Source organism: Pseudomonas sp. DWRC2-2, from assembly GCF_049897885.1.
In the GTDB taxonomy this organism is placed as follows: Bacteria; Pseudomonadota; Gammaproteobacteria; order Pseudomonadales; family Pseudomonadaceae; genus Aquipseudomonas; species Aquipseudomonas azotoformans_A.
This window is the reverse complement of sequence record NZ_JAFCXD010000005.1, coordinates 375,962-402,905: the sequence shown is the minus strand read 5'-3', so window position 1 is coordinate 402,905 and position 26,944 is coordinate 375,962. Positions and strand designations below refer to the sequence as shown.

Here is a 26,944-nt window from a genome sequence, read left to right as displayed (position 1 = left end):
GTCTAAGACACCTTTGGCGTGTGGGAGATGCGCGGGTCGAACCAGGGGTAAAGCAGGTCGACCAACAGGTTCACCAATACAAAGGCCGCAGCCGACACCGCGACGATGGCCAGTACCACCGGAATGTCCTGGCGCAGCACGGCCTCCTGGGCGAGTCGGCCAATGCCGGATCGCGCAAAAATCGTCTCTACCAGCACCGCGCCGGACACCGTATTGCCGACCTGCAAGCCGATCAGGGTGAGGATCGGCAGCGCGGCGTTCTTAAACCCATGGCGCGCCTGCACCTGACCCCGGCTGAGGCCCTTGGCGTAGGCGGTGGTGATGTAGGACTCTTTCCAGACACCCTGGAAGCTCCGTTGCAGTACCTGGGCGTACACCGCCGCGCTGGGAATGGCCAGGGTGACGGCCGGCAGCACCAAGCTTTCGAAGCCTCGGCTGCCGGTGGCGGGAAACCAACCCAGGCCAAAGGCAAACACCTGGATCAGCAATAGCCCCATCCAGAACACCGGCACCGAAAAGCCCAGGGACGGCAAGCGCGTCAACGCTTTCTTCAACGGTTGCCAGCGGATATAGGCGGTCAGGTAAGCCAGGCCAATACCGCCCAGCAACGACAAGACGATAGCCAAGCCCGCCAACGACAAGGTTTGCGGCAGGCGTTCAACCAGCAGCTCGGCGACCGGGCGGTTAAGCGAAAGCGACTGCCCGAAGTCACCTCGAACGGCGCCCCACAGCAGGTCGAAATACTGCTCGAATACGCCCTTGTCCAAACCGTAATAGGCCCGCGCCTTTGCCAGGTCTTCTACCGACAGCGCGTCGGCTTCCATGCCCGAGGCGCTGAGCATCAGTGACAGCGTGTCGCCCGGCAGCAGATAGAGAATGAAGTACGTGATGCTATAGGCACCCCACAACACCAGCAGCGCCTGGCCGACCCGACCGATCAGGTAGCGGCTCATGGCGTGCCGATCTCGATATCACCCAACAGCGCAAAACCCTCGGCGGTCCAGCGGAAGTTTTTCACCTTGGGCGAGGTTGCTGCCTGCCACACGCGCTCGTAGATCGGGAATGCCGAGCTCTCATCAATCAACAGGTCTTGCAGGTCGCCGTAGGCGGCTGCGCGCTGCGGGCTTTGGGTGGCGGTGATGCCTGCATCGAACAACGCCTTGGCTTTATCCAGTACCGCAGGTTCGTAGGTGTTGGTGGCCACGGTTGAGCTGTTGGCGCTGCGCGGATCGAGGATGGTTTGCAGGATGATCGGGTCGGCGCGGGTCATGTAGTTGATGGTCAGGTCGTAATTGCCCGCAGAGTTGTTGGCGACCCACTCAGCGCGGGTGACCACGCTGAGTTTCAATTCGATACCGACCTTGCGCAGTTGGTCCTGGATCAGCACATCGCCGGCAGTCTCGGCCGGGCTGATGTTATAGCTCAGGCTCAGGCGCTTGCCGTTTTTCTGCCGGTAGCCATCCGCGCCCTTGGCCCAGCCGGCTTCGTCCAGCAGGCGTTCTGCACCGGCCGGGTCATAACCGAGCTTGGCCGCCTGGCTTTTGACATACGGAGTGGTCACATCAAACACGCCGTCCACCACCGGGAATTCGGCGTTGTACACCGTGCTGGCGTAACTCTTGCGATCAATCGACTTTTGCACGGCCAGGCGCACTTGTTTGTCAGCCAGGATGCGTTCACCACGGGTGTTGGGATACAGGTTCAGCGCCGGCCCCGGCAACGAACGGCTCTGGATCGTCGCGCCCTTGGACTGAAACAACTTCAGGTCAACTTCCGAGAACGGGTTGCGCGGCCACAGGATGTCGGTCTTGCCTTGCAGGAACAGACCGTTGCGCACGCTTTCTTCGGGGATGTAGCTGATGTCTACCGCATCCAGGTGTGCTTCGCCCTGGTTTTTCATATTCGCGGAGGCCCAGGCGTAACCCTTGCGCTTGGTCAGGTGCGCCCCGACTTCTGGCGTGTAGCTGGCCAGCACGAACGGGCCGGTGCCGATGATCTTGCCCAGGGAGCGCTCTTTGACCGTCAGTGCGTAGGAGGCGGGCGCGAGGATCGCCAGGTTGGTGGTGGACGTCGCCTGCAGGAAGCCCGCATTGGGCTTGGACAGCACCAGCTTGACGGTGAAGTCATCGACCACTTCAGCATGGTCGTAACCTGCCAAGTAGGTGGCACCGAAGGTGGCGGGTAGCTCGGTGGCCAGTGCTTTGTCGCTGTCGAACGCGGTTTTCACCGCCTTGGCATCGAAGCGCTCGCCGTTGCTGAAGGTGACGTCCTCACGCAGGTGAAAGGTATAGGTCAGCGCGTCGTCACTGACTTCCCAGCGTTTGGCCAGCCAGGGAATGATCTTGCCGGTCTGCGGGTCCTGGTCGGTCAGGGACTCGGCGACGTTGCGCAGCAGCACGCGGTGTTCCAGCCAATACACCTGGAACGGGTCGACGCTGACCAGGGTGGTGTTATCGCCAAAGAACGCAATGTTCAGGGTTTTGCCCGCCTGGGTGTCAGTCCCGGGCGAGCAGGCGGCGAGGCTCAGCGCCAAGGCGCAGGGGGCCAGCAGACGGCTCATCAAGTTGGAGGTATTCAATGGAGTGCCCTCAGGTGGCGTTTGGATCAGAAGTCATAGGCGAGCTTGGTGTACCAGTAGCCGCCGCCGGGGTAGAACGGTGGGTTGCCGTAGGCGGCCAGGCCGAGGTTGCTGTACACCGCGTGTTTGTCGGGGCGTACGTCGAAGATGTTGGTGCCGCCGATGCTGACGGTGAGGCTGTCGACGAAGGTGTAGCTGATGTCCAGGTCGGTGATCCACTTGGCGCCGAAGCTGCGGTCGCCGCTTGGGTTGACCGCCAGTGTCTTGACTGCGCCATAACGGGCGGTTTGCAGGTTTACCGCCAGGTCCTTGATCTTCCAGTTGGCGCCCAGGATCCACTTGGTCTTGGGGGACGCGTCGGTCAGGTCGCCTTCACGGTCACGGCCCACCAGGGTCACGCCTGAACCGGCCAGCGCACTGGGCGTGTCGCGGGTGCCTTCGATGGTGGTCTTGTTCCAGTTGAACCCCAGGCTCCAGCGCACAGCGCCCCAGGCGTCCAGTGGCGTGGTGTGGTCGGCGACCACGTCCAGGCCCTTGGTGCGGGTGTCGAACGCATTGGTGTAGTAGTTGACCCAGGTGCCGGTGGGCACGCCCTGGGCGGCGAGGATGGCGTTGATCGCGCCATTGCCACGGTCATAAATGTTGCTGGTCAGGGCGATGCGATCGTCGATGTCGATCAGGTAGGCATCGGCGGTGATGCTGGTGCGTGGCGCCGGTTGCCAGGTCAGGCCCAGCCCGAGGTTGCGCGATTTCTCGGGCTTGAGGTCATCACCACCGAGTGCCTTGGCCAGGTTGCTGCCGGAGGGCGTCAGGCGGGTTACCGCCGGCACCACGTTACCGTTCACGTCGGTCGCCACCCGGTTGTCGGCCACGGTGTAGCCGATCTGGGTCAGGGAAGGTGCACGGAAGCCGGTGCCGACGGTGCCGCGCACGGCCACGGTGTCGGTCAATTCGTAGCGCGAATTCAGTTTCAGGCCGAACGTGTTGCCCGAGTCATCGTCGTAATGTTCGACGCGGCCAGCGACGTCGAGAAACCAGCGCTCGGTCAGGTCGAAGCCCAGGTCCAGGTAGCCCGCGTAGTTATTGCGGATCAGGCTCACTTCGTCTTCAGGGCGAATCGTTACTGCGGCTTGCGCGCCGGAAGCGGCGGGGTAGGTGCCGGTGATATAGGCCTCGCGGTCGCCGGCGAAGGTACTGAAATGCTCCCAACGATGCTCCAGGCCCGCCGACACCTGCACTGGCGGCGTCAGGTTGAACAAGCTGTCGTAGCGGCGGGTGAAATCCAGGTTGTTGACCCATTGCTCGAAGCGAAAGGTCGCCAGGTTGTCGAACTTGGTGGGGGACGCCGTGCCCAGCGACGGGTTGATATTGAGGTCGCTGGAGTGGTGCACGTTATTGCGTCCGTAGGTGGTGCTCAAGTCCCAGTTCCAGTCGGCCACCAGGCCCTTGCCGCCGAACAGCAGCTGGTAGTCTCGGTCCTTGATGTTGTTGAGCGGGAAGTAGCCGTCCGGGAATACCTCAGGGACTGCGGCGGTGCCGGTCGGCAGGCGGAAATAGTTGGCGGCCTCGGCATCGCGTTCGCCATAAGTAGAGAACGAATACAGCGTCAGGTCTTCCAGCGGCAGTTCGGCGTTGTAGGCCAGGTTGAAGGCCTTGAGGTCCGGGTCGCCGTTCTTGATCGCGACACGATCCCAAGCCGCTTCCTTGGCGGGATCGCTGAACGCCCGCACGCTGCGGTCGGCTTTGTCGTTCCAGGACGCGCTGCCGCGTTTGCGTGCGTCGGCCGAGAAGTGGAAGAAGCCGCCCTGGCCCAGTTCGAAGCCCTGGTCACCTGCGACCTTGATGGTCTCGCCCTGACCGGAGTACAGCTGGCCGTAGCTGGTTTCCAGGTGGCCGCCGCTCTTGGTGCTCTTGAGGATGATGTTGATCACACCTGCCACCGCGTCCGAGCCGTACTGTGCGGCAGCGCTGTCTTTGAGCACTTCGATATGGTCCACCGCGCTGACCGGGATCAGGTCGATGTCCACCGCATTCGCGCCGCTGTTATCGATAGAACCGCGCTGTCCCGTCGCACCATTATGGCGGCGCTTGCCGTTGACCAGCACCAGCGTGTAGGCCGGGCCGAGGCTGCGGTTGCTCAACGGGCGGGTCACCGAGTTGTAGCCGGCGATGTTGGTGCCGAAGTTGAATGAAGGCAGCAGCTTGGCAATCGCCTCGGACAGCTCGGCGCGACCGGTCTTGAGCAACTGGTCGCTGTTGATCACATCGATGGGCGCTGGGCTGTCGGCCACTGTGCGCTCCTGGCCACGCAGACCCGTGGAGATCACGGTCACGGTGTCGAGCTTGGCGTCTTCGGCGAAGGCGGGCGCGGCTGCCAGGAGTACGGAGCTGGTCAGCAGCGACAGGTGAAATTTTTTGAGCGGAGTGGGGAGTGCGATGTCTGGCATGTAGGCGACCTGGAGGGTGGGGGGTACGTCCTCCGCCAGGTATGGGGTCGGTCTGTGAAGCGAAGATATCTCTATAAAAAACCGTGGGGAAAGTATTTTTTGGAATAAGCTAATTATTAAATAAAGTTATTTTGAATGATAATAAAATCATATATTTTTATTTATTGATTGAGATGATTCCGTACCGGTGTCTGTGGCTAGGAATTTCATCAGCCCCTATACCGCAACGCCTCAACCACCACCCTGAACGCAGACGAATGCTCTCGCCGATTAGGATAATAAAGGTGATAGCCAGGAAACGGCTGGCACCAATCCTCCAGCACGCGTATCAGTCGGCCATCCGCCACTTCCGTCTGTACCATATCCTCCGGCAGGAACGCCAGTCCGCAGCCTGCGATGGCGGCGCGCAGGATGGGCAGGCTGCTGTTGAAGGTCCATTGGCCTTCCACGCGGGCTTTGAGTTCGTGGCCGTCCTTTTCGAAATCCCATTGCAGCAGGCTACCGTGGGTGGGCAGTCGAAGGTTGATGCAGTTGTGTTCAGCAAGGTCGCCGGGGCCTGCGGGTGGGGAGCAGCGTTTGAAGTACATGGGCGCGCCGACGACAGCCATGCGCATTTGAGGGCCAATGGGCACGGCGATCATGTCTTTGGCCACTTGTTCGCCCAGTCGGACGCCAGCGTCGTAGCGTTGCGCGACGATGTCGGAGAGGGCGTAGTCGACGGTGATTTCGACATGGATGTCTGGGTAGTCCGGCAGCACCTCCAGCAGTTTCGGCCACAGGATGTTGTTGGCCGCGTGCTCGGAGGCCGAGAGACGTACATTGCCGGCCGGGGTGTCGCGAAATTCACTGACGGCGACCAGTTCCAGTTCAATCTCTTCGAAGTGCGGCGCCATCGACAGGTACAGGCGCTGACCTGCTTCGGTGGGCGATACGCTGCGGGTGGTACGCGTCAACAATCGCACCCCCAGTCGTGCCTCAAGGGCGCGCATGGTATGGCTGAGGGCCGATTGCGACACGCCCAGTTGTGCCGCAGCGCGAGTGAAGCTGCCTTCACGGGTAATCACCACGAAGGCTTGAAGGTCGTTGAAGTTGGCACGGGACATTGATGAGCGTTTCTCATGAAGGGCAGGGCATTGTTCAATCTAAGCATGGGACGCCGGGATGTGAGTACTTTTATCGTGGCTGCTCAGCAACGCCCGCATAATCCGTGTCGGATACCTTTTCAGCCCAGGTGACGGCGGTGCCGTCTTCCGCCTCGGCAATCGCGATGTGGGTCATGCTGGATGTGGCCGTGGCACCATGCCAATGGCGTACGTGCGGCGGGATCCATACGGTGTCGCCGGGGCGGATTTCCTGGCGTGGGGCGCCCTGTTGCTGCACATAGCCGACGCCAGCAGTGACAACCAGCGTCTGCCCCAGAGGATGGGTATGCCAGGCCGTACGCGCACCCGGCTCGAAGGTGACCGTTGCGCCACCGACGCGCGCAGGGGGCTCGGCATTGAACAGACCGTCGACATGCACTGTGCCGGTGAAGTTTTGCGCCGCGCCCTGGATGGAAGGTTGTGCACCTGCGCGGTTGACGCGGATTTCATTGGTGGTCTCGGCCTGGGTTTCGCCGGACAGGAGTGACAAGGCAAACATGGGGGCAATCAGTGTTTTCATCGCAGACGTCCCTGCTTAAGAGTGAGATAAATAGCGGGTCATGGCCTTGCTCAGCGTCCGACACGCGCCTTCAGCGATTCCGGATAGCGTTCGCCCTCGATATGGATCAGCGACAACGCAGAGTCGATGGCTAGAAGCTCTGTCTTGGAAAGCGAAAGGGACGCGCCACCGATGTTTTCCTCCAGACGGTGCAGCTTGGTAGTGCCCGGGATCGGCACGATGCACGGTGCCTGTGCGAGCAGCCAGGCGAGGGCGATTTGTGCAGGGGTGGCGGCTTTCTGCAGCGCAATTTCGCGGATCAGCACGACGAGGCCTTGATTGGCTTGCAGGGCCTGTGGGTTAAAGCGCGGCACGATGCTGCGGAAATCATCACTGCCGAAGGAGGCATCTGGTGCCACCGAGCCGGTAAGGAAGCCTTTGCCCAGCGGGCTGAACGGCACAAAGCCGATACCCAGTTCGCTGAGGGTTGGAATGACCTCCAGCTCCGGCTCACGCCACCAAAGGGAATATTCACTTTGCACGGCGGTGACCGGTTGCACCGCGTGCGCCCGACGGATGGTTTGCACGCCGGCTTCCGAAAGGCCGAAGTGCTTGACCTTGCCTTCCTGGATCAGCGCCTTCACCGTGCCGGCGACCTCTTCGATCGGCACGTCAGGATCGACCCGGTGCTGGTAGAGCAGGTCGATGTAGTCCGTGCGCAAGCGTCGCAGCGAGCCCTCGACCGCAGCGCGAATGTGTTCCGGGCGGCTGTTGAGGATTTGTTGTTTATTGTCGTCGCCAAAGGTGAAACCAAATTTACTCGCAATCACCACCTGATCACGCACTGGAGCCAGGGCTTCGCCCACCACTTGCTCATTCAGGTAAGGGCCGTAGACCTCGGCGGTATCGAAAAACGTCACGCCCAGGTCCACCGCTTTGCGAATCAACGAGACGGCGACGCCGGTTTCAGTGGCCGGGCCGTAGCCGTGACTGAGGCCCATGCAGCCCAGGCCAAGGGCCGAGACTTCAAGAGCGTTGTTGCCGAGTTTGCGCGTTTGCATAAAAGGTCCCCCTGCGCGGCGTACAGCAGTGAGCTGACGCCGAGTGTTTACGAATGAAGTGCACTCATCGGGAAGGGTGCGTGCGTTATGAACACACTAGGCGAGGTCGCAAAGAGGGACTAGATGGCTAAATCGGGATGGACCTATGAGAAGAATTCATGAGTTGCCGGAAGAAGGAGGGTCGCAGGCAATACGTATAATCTTTTAATGTGTGGGAACGATCGACTCCCGCTCGAGCAAAAAAATTGCGATGCGGCATCAGAGCAGAAGAAAAGCCATGGAAGTGATTAGAGCGACAGATCCGGTCAGATCTGCGAAATACGAGCGCTGGAAGACCCAATGGAAGGATCAGTCCGAGTTGGATGAGTTCTTTTTTATCAGTGATGTTGTACATCCTGAAGATGTCTTGATGTTTTCCAAGGTTTTATTCCCGGATCTGGTTGTTCATGAGTCGGGGGTATTTCTGGCAAGCCAATTCACTGTCGAGGCTTTCTCCAGCTGGATAGAAACTTGCAACAATGACGTGGTGGCGGTTGAGAAGCTTCTGAATCATCTGCATCTGTATGATGTTTTTGGAGGCTGCAAAGATAGGGTGGAAGATGCTGTTTATGAACAGCTCTGCAGGATTGTTGCTCAGTCATGGAGGATAGTGTTGCTGAGTAAATTTCCAGAAAGGACATTTTGTGTCCAAGCGATAGTGTCCGATCAGGAATATGGCCCAGTGGTTACGTTTTCCCAAGTCAGCGTATAACCTTTCCGTTGCGGGAGGCCGCCGCACCGTCTGTTATCCCGTCGGGGGCGCAGAGCTTTTACGGACAGTCAGTTCAAAAGGTAGGGTCACATGCTGCTCAGGATTGGCTCTTTTCTCGATCAAGTTGATCAGCATTTCCACGGCCCTGCGCCCAAAGCCTTCGGCGGGCTGGGCAATAGTGGTCAGCGGCGGATCGCAGTAGTGCGCCAGCGGAATATCATCAAATCCCACCAGGGAGATATCCTCAGGCACGCGCAGGCCCGCTTCCTTGATGCGCTTGAGCGCGCCAATGGCCATTTCGTCGTTCTCGCAAAACAGCGCGGTAGGGCGCTCCGGTAGTGTCAACAGACTGGCAGCACCCTCATAGCCGGCGCGCAGGCTGAAGTCGCCGTGGCAAATAATCGCCGGGTCGCTGGGGATGCCTGCCTGCGCCAATGCAGCCTGATAGCCCGCCACTCGGTCCTGGGTCAGGGGGCTGCTTTGAGGGCCCTTGATCAAGCCAATCCGACGATGCCCCAGGCCGATCAGGTGCTCGGTCATCGCTTGGGCAGCCGCCTGGTTGTCGAGGCTGATGGTGGGATGGCGTCCGCCCTTGATCACCTCGCAGGCGTTGATCATCGGCGGCGTGTCTGTGCGGTCGGCCGGAAAAGGATCGTAGGCGCGCAACTGAATCACGCCATCGGCCTGATGGGCGTCAACCAGCCCGGCACATTCGCGCTCGACGTCTTCACGGCCCTGGGTATCGCAGAGCAACAGTCGATAGCCGGCAGTCTGAGCCGCCTGTTGCGCGCCGCTGATCACGCGCGCGAAAAACGTGTTGGCAATCTTGGGAACCAGAATGACCAGGTTGGCGGTGCGCCGCGAGCGAAATTGGACCGCCATCAAGTTAGGGCGGTAACCCACCTGTTCGACGGCAGCGTTGACCTTGTCGCGCGTGGCCTGACGCACGCGTTCGGGTGATGCCAGGGTGCGCGATACGGTCGCCACTGAAACCCCGGCGAGCCGGGCGACTTCACGAATATTGGACAAAATCACCTCTTGTCTGAACGCTAAGGCGGTCGAGCTTACCGCAGGTCTGCCTGCGCTTGAATCCTTGCGACTGTGGATTATCGATTTGACAGCCTTGCCTGCAGCGCATAAATTTCAGTTCAAATGTAACCGGTTACATTCTAACTAATGGAAACAGCTTTCAGTCGAGCCGCACAGAGAAGGTCAGCGATGAACACAGTGATACCCAAAATAAGAATGGGCTTTGTGGGTGGGGGAGAGGGGTCGTTTATCGCCCAGGCTCATCACCAGGCCGCAGGGCTCGATGGGCGCTTTGAGCTGGTGTGCGGGGCGTTCAGTCGCGACGCGAACAACAATGCACGTACGGCCAACCGTCTGGGCCTGGCGCAATCACGCTGCTACAGCACCTGGCAATTGATGCTTGACGCCGAGCGTGCGTTACCCGCTGAGCAGCGCATGGAACTGCTGGTAATCGTTACCCCTAATCATCTTCACGCGCCGGTGGCCTGCGAGGCACTTACCGCAGGCTTCCATGTGTTCAGCGAGAAGCCCGCAGCGTTGAGTCTCGCTGAACTGCGAGGCCTTGATACCCGACTGAACAGCAGTGCCGGGCTGTATGGCCTGGCGCACACCTACCTGGGCTATCCGATGGTCTGGCAAGCGCGGGACATGGTGCGCAGCGGCGTGATCGGTGCAGTACGCAAGGTCCTGGTGGAGTATCCCCAAGGCTGGCTTAGCCAGGATGTGGCCGGGCAGGGCAACAAACAGGCCGAGTGGCGTGGGCAGCCGGAACTGTCCGGGGTGGGCGGCTGCATCGCCGATATTGGCACCCATGCCTTTTCCCTGGCAGAGTTTGTGGCTGACCAAACCGTCACCCACCTGTGCGCCAGCCTGGGTGTGCATGTGGAAGGCCGTCAGTTGGACGACGATTGCGCCATGCTGTTCAAGATGGCGCAGGGTGCCACTGGCGTGCTGACCGCCAGCCAAGTGTGTGCGGGGGAAGAGAACCCGCTGAGTATTCGGGTCTACGGTGACAAGGGCGGCCTCGAATGGCGCCAGGAACAACCCGCCAGCCTGATTCATCGCTCACTCGACCAACCGATGCGCGTCTTGCGCTCCGGCATCGGGCAACCGTGGTTGTGCGACGCCGCGACCCAGCGCATGCGCTTGCCCGCCGGCCATCCCGAGGGCTACCTGGAAGCGATGGCCAATCTGTATGGCGATTTTGCCAAGGCCATTCGCGGCGAGGTCGAAGGCCACACCGCACCGGGTGTTCCGGGGATTGAGGTGGGCTTGCGCGGCATGGCCTTTATCGAAGCGGCCATCGCCAGTCACACCAGCGATGCCAAATGGACCCCGCTGGAGTGCAACCCATGAAACCTCAACCATCCATTGCGAGCTCGAACGGCCTGCGCGGCCCCGGGATTTTTCTGGCGCAGTTCATCAGCGATGAGGCGCCTTTTGACTCGCTGGCCAATATCGCCCAGTGGGCAGCTTCCCAGGGCTACACAGCCATTCAGCTGCCGACCCTGGACACGCGTTACATCGACCTTGAACGTGCAGCCGAAAGCCAGAGCTATTGCGATGAACTCAAGGCCGTGTGCGCCAACGCCGGGGTTGAAATCAGCGAGCTGTCCACCCATCTGCAAGGGCAGTTGGTGGCCGTGCACCCGGCCTTCGATGCCTTGTTCGATGACTTCGCCCCGGCGCATTTGCGTGGCCACCCCCAGGCGCGCACCGAGTGGGCAATCGAGCAATTGAAACTGGCGGCGCGCGCCAGCCAGCGTCTGGGCCTGACCGCACACGCAACGTTTTCCGGGGCCTTGCTCTGGCCCTATATGTACCCGTGGCCGCAGCGCCCTGCAGGGTTGGTGGAGCAAGGTTTTGCCGAACTGGCCAAGCGCTGGCTGCCGATCCTCGACTGCTTCGACGAGGCTGGTGTCGACCTGTGCTACGAAATTCATCCGGGTGAAGACCTGCACGACGGCGCCTCCTTCGAGCGTTTCCTTGAGGCCGTCAATCATCATCCCCGCGCATCGATCCTCTATGACCCCAGCCACTTGTTACTTCAGCAAATGGACTACTTGGGGTTTATCGACCGTTATCACGCCCGTATTCGCATGTTCCACGTCAAGGACGCCGAGTTCCGTCCCGATGCGCGCTCCGGGGTCTATGGGGGTTACCAGGGTTGGGTGGAGCGCCCAGGACGTTTCCGTTCGCTGGGTGACGGACAGATCGACTTCAAGTCGATCTTCAGCAAGTTGACTCAATACGGTTTCACCGGTTGGGCCGTGCTGGAGTGGGAGTGTTGCCTGAAAGACTCTGCACAAGGCGCTGCCGAGGGCGCGGGGTTCATCCGGGACCACATGATCAATCGAAGCCAGAAGGCCTTTGACGATTTCGTCAGCGTGGCCAGCGATGCGGCTTCCAACAGGCGCTTGTTGGGCTTGCCAGACGCTTGAGTTGCACCAGTTTTTTCCAATAACAATAAGACGGTGACGGTTATGACGTGGATGAGTGCGCGCTTGAGCGCCATGATGTTTCTGCAATTCTTTATCTGGGGTGGCTGGTTCGTCACCCTGGGCACTTTTCTGTCCAGCCAGTTGGGCGCCAGCGGCAGCCAGATTGGCATGGCGTTCTCGACACAGTCCTGGGGCGCGATCATTGCGCCGTTCGTGATCGGGCTGATCGCTGACCGTTTCTTCAATGCCGAACGCATTCTGGCGGTGCTGCACCTGGCGGGGGCGGTGTTGCTGTATCAGCTCTACCGGGCGCCGGATTTTGCCGCGTTCTACCCCTACGTGCTGGCCTACATGATGATCTACATGCCGACCCTGGCCTTGGTCAATTCCGTTGCCTTCCGACAGATGCGCGACCCGGCGCTGGAGTTTTCGCGCATTCGTGTATGGGGCACCGTGGGCTGGATTGTCGCGGGTGTGGTGATCAGCTTTGTATTCGCCTGGGACTCGAAAGCCGTGATTGCTTCCGGTGGCCTGCGCAACACCTTCCTGATGGCGGCGCTGGCGTCCCTGGCGCTGGGTGTCTACAGCTTCACACTGCCGAAAACGGAACCGCTGAAAGCCGACACCACGCGAACCGGGGTTAAACAGATCCTCGGCCTGGACGCTTTGGGCCTGTTGAAAGACCGCAGCTACCTGGTGTTTTTCATCGCCTCGATCCTGATCTGTATCCCGCTGGCATTCTATTACCAGAATGCCAACCCATTCCTCGCCGACATCGGCATGACCAACCCTACGGCGAAGATGGCCATCGGGCAGGTCTCCGAAGTCCTGTTCATGCTCCTGCTGCCTTTGTTCATTCACCGCTTCGGTATCAAGATTGCCTTGCTCATGGGCATGCTGGCGTGGGCCTTGCGCTACGTGTTGTTTGCCTACGGTAACAACGCCGACCTGGCTTTTATGCTATTCACCGGTATCGCCCTGCACGGTATCTGCTACGACTTTTTCTTTGTGTCCGGGCAGATCTACACCGATGCCAAAACCCCTGAGCGCTTCAGAAGCTCGGCCCAGGGCCTGATTACCCTGGCCACCTACGGCGTCGGCATGTTGATCGGTTTCTGGGTAGCGGGCCATGTCTCCGATTATTACGCGACACCTGCGGGTCACCAGTGGCAGAGCATCTGGTTGTTCCCGGCGTTCTTTTCCCTGGGCGTGGTGGTGGTATTCATGTTTGCCTTTCGCGATGCACCGCGACCGGAGCCGACGCGCGCCAAGGGTTGAGGGGCTAACAAGCCTGGCCAACGAATCTTAGAGACTGTCAGGGGTCCCCAAAAAACATCTGAATCCGCGACCGCAACCACCGCTCCCCCGGATCATTATCCTGCGACCCACGCCACGCCATGTGCAGCTCAAAACTGCGCACCGGCAACGGCGGGTCCTCCGCGCGCAAGCCACCCGCAGAGGTCAGCGCCTCAGCGGCATAGTCCGGCACGGTCGCCAGAATATCCGTGCCGGCCAGCAGAGTGCCCAAGCCATTGAACTGTGGCACGGCCAGTACCACATGACGCTTGCGGTCGAGTTTCTCCAGCTCTTCGTCAATAAACCCGCTCAAGTCACCGGCAAACGACACCAGCGCGTGGGGGCGGGCGCAGAAGTCGTCCAGGCTGAGGGAGCTCGGTACGCTGTCGGCGCGCAGCAGTTTTGGCAGGCTGCGACGCAGCACTTTGCGTTTGGCGTTGGCCGGCAGGTCGGCGGTGTAGCTGACGCCGATGGAGATTTCGCCGGAGGCCAGCAGGCCAGGCATGAGGATGTAGTTGACGCGACGCACCACCAGCACGATGCCGGGGGCTTCGGCACGCAGGCGTTTGAGCAGTTGGGGCAGCAGCGCGAATTCAACGTCATCGGACAGGCCAATGCGAAACACTGCCGTGCTGGTGGCCGGATCAAACTCGGCGGCACGGCTCACGGCGGTGGAAATCGAGTCCAGGGCCGGGGAGAGCAGGGCGAAGATTTCTACCGCACGGGCCGATGGCTCCATGCTGCGGCCGGTGCGCACGAACAAAGGGTCATCAAACAGCCCGCGCAGGCGTGACAAGGCCGCGCTGATGGCCGGCTGGCCGAGGAACAATTTCTCGGCAGCGCGGGTCACACTGCGCTCATGCATCAAGGTTTCGAATACGATCAAGAGGTTAAGGTCGACACGACGCAGGTCGTTACGGTTCATCTTGTGTCCTGGAAGAGTCAGCAAACTTGACGAGAGCGGCCATATGTAAACAATGACCGGCATGAATCTTACGGGGAAAGGCTGGTACTCTGCACAGGATAATTGAGTTTTCCTACGATAGCTGAGGTCTATTCCTCACATGCGGAATCAATGACAGGCATGTCGACTATTAATGGCGACCGGTGGTCTTACCCGGAAAGCCCAGATAGAGTTCATGGCATTAGAGGTTACTTTGACGAGGTTTGCGATGTCCCGCACGATCCGTTTTCACAAGTTTGGTCCGGCCGAGGTGCTCAAATGCGAAGAGCATGCAGCCGCGCAGCCCGCACCGGGCGAAGTGCAGGTGCGTGTCGAAGCGATTGGCATCAGCTGGTATGACATCCTGTGGCGCCAGAACCTGGCGTCTTCCCATGCACGCTTGCCGTCCGGCCTTGGCCATGAGATGGCGGGGGTCGTAGTCGCTGTTGGCGATGGCGTGGATGATTTGACTGTGGGCGATAAAGTGGCCAGTTTTCCGGCCGAGAGCCCCAATGATTACCCGGTGTATGGCGAACAGATCGTCCTGCCCCGTTCGGCCCTGACCCGGTACCCGGATGTCTTGAGCCCTATCGAGGCGAGCGTGCACTACACGCCGCTGTTGATTGCCTACTTTGCCTACGTGGATTTGGCACGGGTCAAGCCTGGGCAGTTTGCCTTGGTGACTGACGCCAGCCACTGCGCCGGCCCATCCTTTGTGCAACTGGGCAAAGCCCTGGGTGTGCGGGTGATTGCCGCGACCAAAGACAGTGATGAGCGTGAATACCTGCTGTCCCTTGGTGCCGAGAAAGTCATCGTCACCGAAGAGCAGGACCTGTTGATGCAAATCAACAAGTTCACCGATAACCGCGGTGTCGACGTGGTGTTCGACGGTTTGGGCGGCCCGCAGATGTCGTTGCTCGGCGATGTGCTGGCGCCCCGTGGCAGCCTGGTGTTGTATGGCTTGCAGGGCGGTAACCAGACGCCATTCCCGGCGTGTGCGGCGTTCCAGAAGAACATTCAGTTCTTCGTGCACTGTATCGGCAACTTCACCGGCAAGCCTGAACTGGGCATTATCCAGGACCAGGTCGCCTTGCAGCGAGCGCTTCGGGATATCAACCAACTCACCGCCGACCGCGTGCTGGTGCCGCTGAAAACCACGGTGTTTCCGTTCAATCAGTTCGTGGAAGCGCATCGCTACATGGACGAATGCCCGTGCCGCGAGCGCGTTGCGTTGCAGGTTGAAGCTGTTTAGGGTGTAGGAATATTCTCAAATGAGTATTCCTCGCTCCTACCTTGTGGGGCATATGCGCCATTTGAAAGGGCTGAAACTGTAGTGTTCTTCCACGATAAGGCTGGTGTTTTAACGCCTGGATCCTGACTTTTTCCCCCACGCCGCGCTGGATTCCAGCGCGGCGTTTTCGTGTGTGCGTGATTCAGGGAGTGTCCGCAATTCATCTGCACTGGTTTTCGGCAGGGTTCTGTATCTATTAATCATTATTCCAGCACTGATAATTACGCCTTCACTTTCATCTCAAGGACTGAGCGATGATTGAATATCTGATACCACTATTGCGAGTAGTTGAAACTAACCTCGTGGTAAACGTCGGGCGCCAGGGAAATACATGCGCCCATGAAAAGACTCAATGCAACAAGTTGGAAAGTTGGTCGCAGTTATTTGTAAGACGCTTCCTCGAATAGTTGGTTAGATGCGTGTAAGGGTTTGTCGGAAAGATCCTAGGATCACGATTATGTTCGCCTGGCCCCAGCAAATACGGCGCTTGCGTGTGTTTGCAGGGCGTGCCCCCCAATCTGATGGCACTGATGTCATTTTATTGCGTGGTGCTAGTGTCTAGTCATAACCGCACAGGCTGCGCGCGAATTTCTTACACGTGCAATAGGTCGAGCAAATACTGTCAGCAGTTGCTTGAAACTGAATATCCAAACTCAGGTAATAGAATGATGAGCACTATTCACGAACAGGCTATGACTTATGTTTATCAGCAAGTTCTACAGCGCTTGATCGGGCACTTCGCTCGCGAAGAGCGCACGGCACTCCAGTTGTTGGTCCAGCGAATCGTTGTGGCGGCAGGTGGCATGGAGCAAGTGGGGGGCTATAAAGTGCTGGTAGTCCATGGCGGTGGCAAAGTGAGTAGCTACACGCTGGCCTTGTTGCGGGCCGCGCAATTGACCATCGCTGGTCGATCCCCACGAACCTTTCAACTGCGTGTCGCGACATTACGCCATGCGGGAATGACCGAGGGCATGCTCGACGGCATCAACCAGGGCTACGGCCGCCTGTTTCTGCACGATGACCCAAGGGTTGACCTGCTGATGGTGGAAAACCAGGAAGTGTTGCCCTTCAACCACTTGCGACCTGTTTCCAGCGTTGGACGAGAAATCAGCCAGCGCAACATGTTGATGGTGGGCCATTTGAGTTCAGGCGACTGCCGCGCCACCCTGTGCAGTGATACGTACCTGGCGCTGGGGGATTTCTACCAGCGCATCACCACTTGGAATGGCGGGGTGCACGCACTGGTGAGCGGCGACTCCCCGCGCAAGCAAAGTCAGTTCCTTGCCTGGCTCAAGAACACGGCGTTGGGCGCCGGTATCGCGATACCGCAAGGCTGGCCGTCGTCACTCACCGGGTTGTTCGCGCGCATGGATGAATGGAGCACCGGATATTACCGTGATGTGTATGGGGAACATTATGTTGAAAGTGACAACCCCAGCAAGAACGGACATCGCCACTTGGCTTACATTGGCGTTGCCGATTTGCTGGACGATGTCGACCTTTCATCCTCGGCCATGCTCAACGAATTCATGGCCTTCGCACCCGACCCGCAGGAATTTCACTTCAGTCATCCCGCGTATTCCAACCCTCGGCTTATGGCACATCTTCGTGGGCTGCAAGCCCAGTGCTTGCGGGACCTGGATTACGAGGAGGGGGTACAGCGCTTTATCCAGCAGGTCCCACACTGCATGCCCGATGAACTGCTTGCGCAGGTGGGGGGCCGCGACGGTCGCATCCAGTCAGGCGCCTACGCCCAGCAGTTCTTTGGCTTGGACGAGACTCAATTGATTTGCCTGCTGTTTTCGCCGTTTATCCATCACGGCGAACGCCTGGAAGGCTATTTGCGCCAATGCCACCCAGGCATGCTGGTGGCCTTGCCCGAATTGCACAAGGTCCTGCAAGGCAAGCCGTCCGCCGACATGCTGCAACAGTGGGTCACTGACACCAGCGGCTTGCCGATGACTTTGTTGCAACACCTCTATCGCAAACGTCCGCTGGGCTATGTGGGCGGCAAATTGCGCAATGTCGGCACTACGGCCCATGACAGCGCGCAGGCCTGTCAATTGTCCGGACGATGACGCTGCGCGGCGAGCGGCAGGCAGATTTCGCGTATCAGGCGGTCTATCGCTACATGATCAGCCTGATCAACGAAGTCAGTACTGACGCACGGGTAAAACTGCCCTCCCTGCGACAATTGGCGGGGCGCTTGAACGTGTCGATTTCAACCGTCCAGTATGCCTACTCGCTGCTTGAAAAAGAGGGCCGGGTCTATTCGGTGGCCAAATCGGGTTATTACGCCTGGCCGCTCTCGGCAAATCCGCTGGCAGGTGCCAGCGGTGACCTATTGGATCGGCTCTACGCAGCGGCACGGCGCCCAGGCATGGTGGTGCTCAGCGGCGATGAGCCTGCGCTGCTGGCTTCGCTGGATGGCACGCTGTTGCGCTTGGAGCGAGAACTGGTCCGCCAGTATCCGCAATATCTTCAACCCTGGTCCCAGCCTTGCGGAGTCTGGGAGCTGCGTGCAGCGCTGGCGGCGCGTTATACGTCGTCGCCGACCCGCTGCTGGCATGCCGATGACGTCTATATCGGTGCCGACCTGCGCGGTGTATTGGACATCCTCATCGAAGTGTTGGGCCTGAGGGGGGCTGCGGTGATTGTGGAGTCGCCGTGTGATTGGCTGGTCCTGCGCCTGCTTCAGGATGCCGGGGTGCGGATCATCGAGCTGCCCTGGACGCCAGAAGGGCGGCTCGACCTGGTGTGCCTTGATCAATTGTTATGCGCCGAGTCGGTGCATCTGGTGTTGCTGTCATCCAGGGTCAGTGTGCCAGCCGGAGTTTCCATGCCGCCCCAGGATCGAGTGGCCATCGCGCACATGCTGGATCAGTACGGTTGCTGGCTCCTGGAGAACGACACCTTTGGCGAACTGGGTTTCCACGAGCCACAGGTCGCACTGCGCGAGTTGGTGAACCCTGAGCGATTGATGGTGTTTTCCTCGTTCGAGAAAGTACTGGGCTCGGAAGCGCCCTATGGGTATCTGCTGTCAAGGCGTATGAACAGCGAACTTCAGCGCCATTTCCTGCTGCGCTCCTTTCGCTTGTCGCCGATTCGCCAGCGTGCCATTGCGCGTCTTTATCACAGCGGGCGGATCGACCAGCACCTGCGTGGGCTGCGCCAGCAGCTGCGTCAGCAGGCAGACGAAATGTGCGAGCGCCTGGACCAGCATCTGGGAGACCAAATGACCTATCGTGCACCCGCTGCGGGCGCGGCGTTCTGGTTGAACGCCACACGACCCGTGGATATGCGCCAGGTCTTCCAGCGTCTGCTCTCCCAGCAAGTGGTGATTGCCCCTGGCGAACTGTTCAGTATCAGCGGTCTGCATCAGCAGCATTTGCGCCTGAGCCATACCTTTCAGGGGCAGCCGAACCTGGATATTGTCCTGGCAGCTCTCAGCGAAGCGTTGCGTAAGGCACAGATAGGATGATCGCGTGAAGTTTCTCTTACTGTTGTAGGATCGATAACGTCGCGCAGCAGTCCAACTCTCAGTAAACTGCCATTTTATTCCAAATCCTTCTTTCCGAGGTTTATGCATGACAATCAGTCCTTTTGCGGGCAAGCCGGCGCCAGCCCAACTGCTGGTGGATATCCCGCGACTGGTCACGGCCTACTACACGGGCCAGCCTGATGCAGCAATCTCCACCCAGCGCGTGGCATTCGGTACTTCCGGGCACCGTGGTAGCTCGTTTGAACTGAGCTTCAACGAATGGCACGTGCTTGCCATCAGCCAGGCCATCTGCCTGTATCGCGAAGCCCAGGGCATCAACGGCCCACTGTTCGTCGGCCTGGACACCCACGCACTGTCGACACCTGCTGGTGCCAGCGCCCTGGAAGTGCTGGCTGCCAATGGTGTGCATGTGATGCTGGCCGAAGGCGATGAATACACGCCGACGCCTGCGATTTCCCACGCCATCATCTGCTACAACCGTGGCCGCACCAGCGGCCTGGCGGACGGTATCGTCATTACGCCGTCGCACAACCCGCCGCAGAGTGGCGGCTACAAGTACAACCCGCCGAATGGCGGCCCAGCCGATACCCACGTCACCAAGTGGATCGAAGCCAAGGCCAACGAACTGTTGGCCAACAAACTCGCCGGGGTCAAGCGCATCACCCACGCCCAGGCACTCAAGGCGGATACCACGCATCGCCATGACTACCTCAACATCTACGTGGCTGACCTGGTCAATGTGATCGACATGGACGCCATCCGCAGCGCTGACCTGCGCCTGGGCGTGGACCCGCTGGGTGGAGCAGGGGTGCGCTACTGGTCGGCGATTGCCGAGCATTACCGCCTGAACCTGGACGTGGTGAATACCGAAGTCGATTCCACCTTCCGTTTCATGAGCGTGGACTGGGACGGCCAGATCCGCATGGACCCGTCCTCCAGCTACGCCATGCAGGGCCTGATTGGGCTCAAGGAACGCTTCGATGTGGCGTTCGCCTGCGATCCAGATCACGACCGCCACGGCATCGTCACGCCGTCCGGTGGCTTGCTTGCACCCAACAACTACCTGGCGGTGTCCATCGACTACCTGTTCCAGAACCGTCCTGACTGGCGCGCAGACGCCGCCGTGGGCAAAACCGTGGTCAGCAGCGGCTTGATCGATCGCGTCGCTGCGCGCATTGGCCGTCGTCTGTATGAAGTGCCGGTTGGCTTCAAGTGGTTTGCTGATGGTCTGTTCGAAGGATCGTTGGGCTTTGGTGGCGAAGAAAGCGCCGGTGCTTCGTTCCTGCGCAAGGACGGCACTGTCTGGAGCACTGACAAGGATGGCCTGATCCCGGCGCTGTTGGCCGCGGAAATGACCTCGCGCAAAGGCCAGGACCCCAGCCAGATCTACCGTGGGCTGACCGACGCATTGGGTGAGCCGTTCGCGATTCGTGTGGATGCCAAGGCCACTCCGGCGCAGAAAGCCCTGCTGGGCAAGCTGTCGCCAGACCAGGTAACGTCTACCGAGTTGGCCGGTGAAAGCATCCAGCAGATCCTCAGCCATGCGCCAGGCAATGACCAGGCGATCGGCGGATTGAAGGTGATGACTGAAAACGGCTGGTTTGCCGCACGGCCATCCGGTACTGAGGATATCTACAAGATCTACGCCGAGAGCTTTATTGATGAGGATCACCTCAAGCAACTCGTGGAAGAGGCGCAGGTGCTGGTAGACGGTGCTATCAGCCAATAACTAGCCCTTGCAGGAACTGGCAAGCCAGCTCCTGCATACATTCAGGCGAGGTCGACCAACACAATTTCGCTGTCTTCAATTGCCGTTACCCGCAACACCTGTTCATCTTCAACCGCGACACCATCTCGAGCTTGTGCACGCAAGCCATTGACTTCAATAACCCCGGTCGCCGGCACCAAGTAAGCCCGACGCCCGCTGTCAAGCCGGTATTCGGCACTTTCCCCCGCCTTCAGGTTCGCCGCCACCAGGCGTGCATCCGCACGAATGCGCAAGCTCTCGCTGTCCCCGGCCTTACCACTCGCCAGCGTTACAAAACCCTCCCGGTCACCCTTAGGAAACGGCTTGGCGCCCCATGAAGGTGGCAAACCGGCTTCGTTCGGAATAATCCAGATCTGGAAGATTTTGGTCGGCGTGTCCTCAAGGTTGTACTCGCTGTGGGCAATCCCGGTGCCTGCGCTCATCACTTGCACATCACCGGCTTCGGTACGGCCTTTATTGCCAAGGTTGTCGGCATGGCTGATCGCGCCTTTGCGCACATAGGTGATGATCTCCATGTCGCGGTGCGGGTGCTGTGGGAAGCCGGTGCCCGGCGCGATAATGTCGTCGTTCCACACCCGCAGGTTGCCCCAGTGCATGCGGTTGGGGTCGTGGTACTCGGCAAACGAAAAGTGGTGATGAGCGTCAAGCCAGCCGTGGTGGGCGCCGCCCAGGGAAGTGAAAGGTCGAAGTTCAAGCATGATCGTCTCCTGTGAATGGCCCTATGATCCTGCAGCTCATGATCGATAAAAAGCGTAAAAACTGCCTGATTCCTATCAGTCGATTAGATTGGTTAGTGGCGCTTTGACTTTCAGTTCATCGCCTAACTGCATGACGGAAAAGCAATTGGCTGGAACTGAGCGTCGATTCCGGCGACCATGGCGCACTTGTTTGAAACCAGCTCATCGCAGGAGTCCGCGTGTCGCAACAAAAGCCTGATCTTCCTCCCGAACTGCGCCCTTTGGCAGACATGCCGCTATTCAAACGCCTGGCTGCGCGCCTGTTTGGCCATGGCTTGACCCGTTTGCGCGCCCAGCACCGGTTTTCCTGGCTGCACGGGCAGGCGGACGGTTTTCGCAGCGGGCATGAAGCGGGTGTGGAGTACGGCTATCGCGAAGGCAAAGCCGATGGCATCGAAGAAGGTCGTCAAGTGCTGTTGATTCGTGACTTCCGCCCGGATGAACACCGTGCACCGGGTGTGGATGACAGCCTGTTCGAGGATTGGCGCCTGCCGCTCACCGCCGAGCTGAAGAAGCGCATGAAGGCCGACGTCGCACGATTGCTGCCGGCTCACGCCCAGCCGAGCGCGGCGCAATGGAAGATGATCTTCAGTGAAACACCCTCGACCTCTGTGATCGCCGGGGCCGGTGCTGGCAAATCCACGTCGCTGGTGCTGCGCATTTTGCTGCTCACCCATTACCTGGGCTTTGAGCTGAGTTCGATGACGGTGGTGACCTTCACCCGCGAATCGCGCAAGGACTTCATCAACAAGCTCATGGAGATTCTCAACCTTTGGGGCCAACCCCTTGGTATGAAAGAAGCGCAAGTCGTGGTGCGGACCTTTCACTCGCGCATTCTGCCCATGGTACGCAGCCTGCCGGGCTTTGAGCGCCTGCAAGCCTTCGAGAACCTGAATTCGGGTTTTGAAGACGCTGACAGCAACCCTTTTGACCTGCGTATCAACGACGCCCAGCGCCAGCAGATGAATGCCTGCTACCACCGGCTGCAGGGGCAGCACCCGCGTTTCCGTGAGCTGATTGCGCCACTGGCGCGCCACGGGCTGCAACTCAAGGAGCTGGAGCGCGATCATCCGGATGTGCAAAAACGCGTGGCCGTGACCGAACTGGCGGCCAAACGCGACGAAGAACTCTGCGATGTGATCGAGGACCTGTGGTTTCGCGCAGGCGCGTGGCCAATCAAGGGCATTGAACCCAACCGCCAGACCGTGGAAATCAACGGTGCGCAATTTCACTGCCATGGCTACAGTCCCGAGCTAGATGCCTGGGTGGTGCTGGGCTTCGACTCACGGGAAAACGCGCAGACCAGCCGGCCAAGCTCGAAGCTGTCGGTGCGCGCAGAATGGGCGGTAAAGCGCACCTTGTTTCAAGCTTTCTGTCGTAAGCCTTTGATATGGCTAGATAGCTACGAATCATCAAAGCGCCTGCTAAGCAGCCTGGCCGGCGATGCCACCGCCGGCCCCGGCTTTGATTACAAGGTCAAAGGCGAGTTGGCTTCAGCGCCGCTGCTGGACAGTTTTGTGATGGCCGCCGGATTCATCGAAAACCTCGGCCTGGACGTACCCACCGCCGTTGGGCAGATGAGCTTTGCCAAAGATGACCCGGACCGCTTCTTCTTCGAAGCCCTGAGTATTTTTTGGAAAGCCCTGGAAGATCACTTGCTGGACCAATCGCCACCGATCATGACCTATAACCGGATGTTCTCGCTGTTTGGCGAAAATACCCCGGAAAATTTGAAGCTGCTCAGCGATCCGCTACTGCGTCCCCTGTCGCACTTGATGATCGACGAATTCCAGGACGTTTCGCCGCAGATCGTCTCGTGGATCCGTGCCAGCCTGCGCGAGATTCGCAGCCGTGGCCCAGCCATGCATGTGGGACGCGGCGCGCAGCGCTCATCCTTGCTGTGTGTGGGGGATGATTGGCAGTCGATCTATGGCTGGCGCGGCAGTTCGCCCAAGTACTTCATGGAGTTCGACAAGGAGTTCCCATCCCCGTCGACCACCCGCGTGATGCTGGGCGAGAACTACCGCAGCCACCAGCACATCATCGATGCGGCCGAGCACATCGTGCGCGCCGCACCGGCGATTCCTGGCAAGAAGGCCAAGGCCAGTGGCGCGCCCAAGGCATTGGTGCCGGTCAAGGTGTTGGAGCGCGACGATGCGGCATTGGGGCGGCAGTTGTCGGAGCACTATCAGAAGGGTGAATCGATCTTGATGCTTTATCGAAAAAGTAGCGATAAGCTATTGATTCAAGAGCATATTCAATCTGTAGTTAATGTGGATTCTAGCTTGCAACCGCAGGCGCGCAGGTTGAAGCAGTTGACCTATCACAGTGCCAAGGGGCTTCAGGCAGACGCGGTGTTTCTGCTTGGGGATTGCCAGCATGTCACCAGCTCGCCGTACAAAAATCAGGTCTACCGCATGGCGGGCCTGGGCAAGGCTGGCGACAGCGAACCCTATGACAATGCGCAAAGGGACGAAGTGCTGCGCCTGGCCTATGTGGGCATAACCCGCGCCGTGAGCCATTGCTACTGGTATGTGGAAAAGCCCGAAGGCCAGGCCGTGAACGTGCCGAGGGCCTCGGAGCGGGTGGATGGCAAGAAGGCGTTTTTCGATGATCAGCGCGTTTAGGCGCTGATCACTCAGGCCCGCAATGACACCGGCGGCACAAACGACTCCAGCTCATCCTCAACGGCCTCAATGATGCGCTCCACATCGGCAGCATTCATCACGGTGGCGCAGGGGATGCCGGCGATGGCGATCAGCGTCTCGCCGCTGGCGCGGTCGAACAATCGGGCGATCATACTGCCAGGCGCATCCATGCTGCCCTCAAAACCCATCGGATGAAAATGCCAGCGCATCAGCTGGCAGGCGTTGGGGAACGTCACTTTGTTCATGTTGCCCACCTTGTTCATTGAGCGCTTCCTTTAGCTCGCGGCAGGGGGCCAAGACCTTCACTGGTCGTGGCATCTAAGAACTTAAAAATAGCATCCGTTCGCACACGCAAGGTGACTTTTTTGGCCCCGTTCGGCGGTTGTTTTTCATAAGTTTGATGTGGGTCATGTCCTACTTGAGATTGGGCAAAAGGCCATTAGTCAGAAGTGCCAATTCGCCATTGAAGGCCCCGGCAAAATTCGGCAATCTCCAAGGTTTACCCGCCGCAGAGCCTTCCATGTCCGACATCGCCCAAGACGATGAGCCCCAGCAGTCCCACGCCACACGCGAATTGGTGCTGCGTCACCACCTGTGTTGGCGTCATCGGGACCTGGAGGGCGTCATGTCCTACTACCATCCGGACATCCAGTACCACGACTTTTTCCAGAACCGCGTCGTCGGTTACGCCGAGCTGCGTGATTACCTGCAAGCCAGCATGCCGCGTGAGGCCGATGAAGCCATCGAGCACAGCGACCGCATCCGCGCCGATGGTGATACGGCCTTCATCCAGTACCGCATCACCTTGCGTGGCGGCCACGGCCTGGTGTCATTCCGCACCAGCGAAGCCATCACGGTGCGCGATGGGTTGATCTGGCGGGTCAATGAATACGCCTCCCTGGTGCACGAGCAACCTATCCAGGCCGCACGGCCTTCGGTCAGCCGCTTGGGCTTGTCGCCCCAGCAATTGGGGCATATGGCCAATGACCTGCAGCAGTATTTCGAACGCAAGCAACCTTATCTGGACCCGGGACTGGACCTGCAGCGCGTCTCCAAAGAGTGTGGCTACAGTCGCAATCAGATTTCCTATTTGCTGAACCAGGTGCTGGGGCAAAGCTTCTATCGTTACGTCAACCAAGCCAGGCTCCAGCACTTGCTGGCCGCATTGGACAAGGCAGCACCGCCGATAAAGGTCGACGACCTGGCCTTTGCCGCCGGTTTCAACTCACTGTCAGCGTTCTACAGCGCATTCCGTCAGCACACGGGCCAGTCACCCAAGGCCTACGTCAAACAAATTTCCCTGCGTGCACGCGCGCAAGACAGCCCCTGACACCGCGCTCTAGGATCCATCCTATCGAAACGAGGTAGGGGAACCCGGCATGCCGGCATGGCGCAACATCAGCTTATGGATGGACCAGTTGGATGACCCGCTGCTCGCGCGGCCCTCGCTGGAGCAGGACCTGGACGTCAACGTGGCCATCATCGGCGCCGGTTATACCGGGTTGTGGACCGCGTATTACCTGAAACGTCAGGCGCCCGAACTGAACATCGCAATCATCGAAGCGCAAACCGCCGGCTTCGGCGCCTCCGGCCGCAATGGTGGTTGGCTGATGGGCAACCTGCTGGGCGAGGACCGCTTGTTGGCAGGCCTGAACCCCGAACAGCGCCGCGCCTCGTTTGACCTGCTGCATGCCATCCCTGATGAAGTCGCCCAAGTGCTGGCGCGTGAAGGCATCGACTGCGACTACCGCAAGGGCGGCGCGTTGTACTGCGCCGCGCGCTACCCCGAGCAGGAAGGCAGCCTGCGCAGTTACCTCGACAAACTCTACGCCCAGGGCCTGACCGAAGCCGACTACCGCTGGCTCAGCCCGCAGCAACTGGCCGAACAGATTCGTATCGCCAAGCCTTATGGCGGTATCTATGCACCCCACGTGGCGACCATTAACCCTGCCAAGTTGGTGCGCGGCCTGGCGCGGGTGGTTGAGAGCATGGGCGTGGCAATCTACGAAAACAGCCCAGTGACCCATTGGCAATCCGGAGGCCTACGCACGGCGAAGGCCGGTGTTCGTGCCGCTTGGGTGGTGCCGGCAGTGGAGGGCTACGCCAACACCTTACCGCCCCTGGGCCGTTATCAACTGCCGGTGCAAAGCCTGATTGTCGCCACCGAGCCGTTGCCAGCCAGCACCTGGGATGAAATCGGCCTGAGCCACGGCCAAGCCTTTGGCGAAAGCAGTCGCCAGGTGACCTACGGCCAGCGGTCGGCGGACAACCGCCTGGTGTTCGGCGCCCGTGGCGGCTACCAGTTTGCCGGAAAGCTGCGGCACAACTTCGATCTGACTGACAGCGAAGTGGAACTGCGTCGCTACCTGTTCGGTGAGCTTTTCCCACAGCTCAAGCACGTGAAGATTACCCATTCCTGGGGCGGCAACCTGGGCATGTCGCGAAATTTCCGACCGCACATGCTGTGCGACCACAAGACCGGCATCGCACTGTCTGGCGGATATGGCGGGGAGGGCGTCGGCGCCACCAACCTGGGTGGCCGCACCCTGGCCGACCTGATCCTCGGCCGCGACACGCCGCTGACCCATCAACCCTGGGTAATCCGTGAACGTGGGCTGGACGCGCTCAAGCCCTGGGAGCCCGAACCCTGCCGCTGGCTGGGCTACAACGCGATCATTCGCAGTTTTGTCCATGAAGACAAGGTGTTGGCCAACCCCAATACCGCCCCTTGGCGCCGCAAGCTGGCGACCGGCGTGGCCGGGTTCATGGAAGGTTTCATGCACTAAGTCGTTTCACTCACACGGGAAAACC

Annotated in this window: 21 protein-coding genes; 11 read left to right on the top strand and 10 right to left on the bottom strand. The window is 59.7% G+C overall.

The window, feature by feature from the left end; all coding sequences use genetic code 11:
• Positions 1 to 2: 2 nt before the first annotated feature.
• From ACP7EW_RS23640 to ACP7EW_RS23615, 6 genes are all read right to left on the bottom strand, one after another.
• The gene (locus ACP7EW_RS23640; protein ID WP_033901150.1) at positions 3 to 953 is read right to left on the bottom strand and encodes an ABC transporter permease; all 951 of its coding nucleotides are present in this window, start codon (positions 951 to 953) and stop codon (positions 3 to 5) included.
• The gene (locus tag ACP7EW_RS23635; RefSeq protein ID WP_426220309.1) at positions 950 to 2,560 is read right to left on the bottom strand and encodes an ABC transporter substrate-binding protein; all 1,611 of its coding nucleotides are present in this window, start codon (positions 2,558 to 2,560) and stop codon (positions 950 to 952) included. The genes ACP7EW_RS23640 and ACP7EW_RS23635 overlap by 4 nt, the downstream gene beginning before the upstream one ends.
• A gap of 44 nt (positions 2,561 to 2,604) precedes the next feature.
• Positions 2,605 to 5,025 carry a TonB-dependent receptor plug domain-containing protein gene (locus ACP7EW_RS23630; RefSeq protein ID WP_426220158.1) on the bottom strand — a complete coding sequence of 807 codons (2,421 nt, stop codon included), beginning with the start codon at positions 5,023 to 5,025 and terminating at the stop codon, positions 2,605 to 2,607.
• Positions 5,026 to 5,234: 209 nt separating this feature from the next.
• Positions 5,235 to 6,128: a LysR family transcriptional regulator gene (locus tag ACP7EW_RS23625; RefSeq protein WP_426220156.1), complete on the bottom strand. Its 894-nt coding sequence runs from the start codon at positions 6,126 to 6,128 to the stop codon at positions 5,235 to 5,237.
• A gap of 70 nt (positions 6,129 to 6,198) precedes the next feature.
• Entirely contained in the window at positions 6,199 to 6,687 is a 489-nt protein-coding gene (locus tag ACP7EW_RS23620) for a (R)-mandelonitrile lyase (RefSeq protein ID WP_426220154.1), read from the bottom strand.
• 50 nt (positions 6,688 to 6,737) lie between these two features.
• Positions 6,738 to 7,727: an aldo/keto reductase gene (locus tag ACP7EW_RS23615; RefSeq protein ID WP_426220152.1), complete on the bottom strand. Its 990-nt coding sequence runs from the start codon at positions 7,725 to 7,727 to the stop codon at positions 6,738 to 6,740.
• Positions 7,728 to 8,004: 277 nt separating this feature from the next.
• Between ACP7EW_RS23615 and ACP7EW_RS23610 the strand changes: the two genes are divergently transcribed.
• Complete coding sequence (locus ACP7EW_RS23610; protein ID WP_426220149.1) at positions 8,005 to 8,478, top strand: hypothetical protein; 474 nt, start codon at positions 8,005 to 8,007, stop codon at positions 8,476 to 8,478.
• Positions 8,479 to 8,511: 33 nt separating this feature from the next.
• On the opposite strand, the gene ACP7EW_RS23605 is transcribed toward ACP7EW_RS23610, so the two are convergent.
• Positions 8,512 to 9,507: a LacI family DNA-binding transcriptional regulator gene (locus ACP7EW_RS23605; protein ID WP_426220147.1), complete on the bottom strand. Its 996-nt coding sequence runs from the start codon at positions 9,505 to 9,507 to the stop codon at positions 8,512 to 8,514.
• A 189-nt stretch (positions 9,508 to 9,696) separates the two neighbouring features.
• Here ACP7EW_RS23605 and ACP7EW_RS23600 point away from each other — a divergent pair, with 189 nt between their 5' ends.
• Genes ACP7EW_RS23600 through ACP7EW_RS23590 form a run of 3 tightly spaced genes read left to right on the top strand, consistent with a single transcriptional unit; the run spans position 9,697 to position 13,226 of the window.
• The gene (locus ACP7EW_RS23600) at positions 9,697 to 10,863 is read left to right on the top strand and encodes a Gfo/Idh/MocA family protein (protein ID WP_426220145.1); all 1,167 of its coding nucleotides are present in this window, start codon (positions 9,697 to 9,699) and stop codon (positions 10,861 to 10,863) included.
• The gene (locus tag ACP7EW_RS23595) at positions 10,860 to 11,948 is read left to right on the top strand and encodes a sugar phosphate isomerase/epimerase family protein (RefSeq protein WP_426220144.1); all 1,089 of its coding nucleotides are present in this window, start codon (positions 10,860 to 10,862) and stop codon (positions 11,946 to 11,948) included. The genes ACP7EW_RS23600 and ACP7EW_RS23595 overlap by 4 nt, the downstream gene beginning before the upstream one ends.
• A gap of 42 nt (positions 11,949 to 11,990) precedes the next feature.
• Positions 11,991 to 13,226, top strand: coding sequence for a nucleoside permease (locus ACP7EW_RS23590; protein WP_426220142.1), 1,236 nt, complete (start codon positions 11,991 to 11,993; stop codon positions 13,224 to 13,226).
• Between the two features lie 37 nt (positions 13,227 to 13,263).
• Here ACP7EW_RS23590 and ACP7EW_RS23585 read toward each other — a convergent pair whose 3' ends face one another.
• Positions 13,264 to 14,169: a LysR substrate-binding domain-containing protein gene (locus ACP7EW_RS23585; protein ID WP_426220140.1), complete on the bottom strand. Its 906-nt coding sequence runs from the start codon at positions 14,167 to 14,169 to the stop codon at positions 13,264 to 13,266.
• 247 nt (positions 14,170 to 14,416) lie between these two features.
• Here ACP7EW_RS23585 and ACP7EW_RS23580 point away from each other — a divergent pair, with 247 nt between their 5' ends.
• The 4 genes from ACP7EW_RS23580 (at position 14,417) to pgm (ending at position 20,709) form a co-directional block, all read left to right on the top strand.
• On the top strand, positions 14,417 to 15,439 hold the full coding sequence (locus ACP7EW_RS23580; protein ID WP_033902139.1) for a zinc-dependent alcohol dehydrogenase family protein: 1,023 nt from the start codon (positions 14,417 to 14,419) through the stop codon (positions 15,437 to 15,439).
• Between the two features lie 707 nt (positions 15,440 to 16,146).
• Positions 16,147 to 17,556: a hypothetical protein gene (locus ACP7EW_RS23575; RefSeq protein WP_426220138.1), complete on the top strand. Its 1,410-nt coding sequence runs from the start codon at positions 16,147 to 16,149 to the stop codon at positions 17,554 to 17,556.
• Positions 17,553 to 18,959, top strand: coding sequence for a PLP-dependent aminotransferase family protein (locus ACP7EW_RS23570; RefSeq protein ID WP_426220136.1), 1,407 nt, complete (start codon positions 17,553 to 17,555; stop codon positions 18,957 to 18,959). Before ACP7EW_RS23575 ends, ACP7EW_RS23570 begins: the two co-directional genes overlap by 4 nt.
• Positions 18,960 to 19,065: 106 nt before the next feature.
• Complete coding sequence (gene pgm, locus ACP7EW_RS23565) at positions 19,066 to 20,709, top strand: phosphoglucomutase (alpha-D-glucose-1,6-bisphosphate-dependent) (protein WP_426220134.1); 1,644 nt, start codon at positions 19,066 to 19,068, stop codon at positions 20,707 to 20,709.
• Between the two features lie 41 nt (positions 20,710 to 20,750).
• Here pgm and ACP7EW_RS23560 read toward each other — a convergent pair whose 3' ends face one another.
• On the bottom strand, positions 20,751 to 21,446 hold the full coding sequence (locus ACP7EW_RS23560) for a pirin family protein (RefSeq protein ID WP_426220132.1): 696 nt from the start codon (positions 21,444 to 21,446) through the stop codon (positions 20,751 to 20,753).
• 218 nt (positions 21,447 to 21,664) lie between these two features.
• Between ACP7EW_RS23560 and ACP7EW_RS23555 the strand changes: the two genes are divergently transcribed.
• Positions 21,665 to 24,112 carry a UvrD-helicase domain-containing protein gene (locus ACP7EW_RS23555; protein ID WP_426220130.1) on the top strand — a complete coding sequence of 816 codons (2,448 nt, stop codon included), beginning with the start codon at positions 21,665 to 21,667 and terminating at the stop codon, positions 24,110 to 24,112.
• A gap of 11 nt (positions 24,113 to 24,123) precedes the next feature.
• Here the strand turns inward: ACP7EW_RS23555 and ACP7EW_RS23550 are convergent, their stop codons facing one another.
• Positions 24,124 to 24,396 carry a DUF1652 domain-containing protein gene (locus ACP7EW_RS23550; protein WP_014718395.1) on the bottom strand — a complete coding sequence of 91 codons (273 nt, stop codon included), beginning with the start codon at positions 24,394 to 24,396 and terminating at the stop codon, positions 24,124 to 24,126.
• Between the two features lie 257 nt (positions 24,397 to 24,653).
• Here ACP7EW_RS23550 and ACP7EW_RS23545 point away from each other — a divergent pair, with 257 nt between their 5' ends.
• Together ACP7EW_RS23545 and ACP7EW_RS23540 are read left to right on the top strand one after the other, a co-directional pair.
• Positions 24,654 to 25,463 (top strand): helix-turn-helix domain-containing protein, encoded by an 810-nt coding sequence (locus ACP7EW_RS23545; RefSeq protein WP_426220129.1) that lies wholly within the window; start codon positions 24,654 to 24,656, stop codon positions 25,461 to 25,463.
• Positions 25,464 to 25,512: 49 nt separating this feature from the next.
• Positions 25,513 to 26,919 (top strand): NAD(P)/FAD-dependent oxidoreductase, encoded by a 1,407-nt coding sequence (locus ACP7EW_RS23540; protein ID WP_426220128.1) that lies wholly within the window; start codon positions 25,513 to 25,515, stop codon positions 26,917 to 26,919.
• Positions 26,920 to 26,944 lie beyond the last annotated feature (25 nt).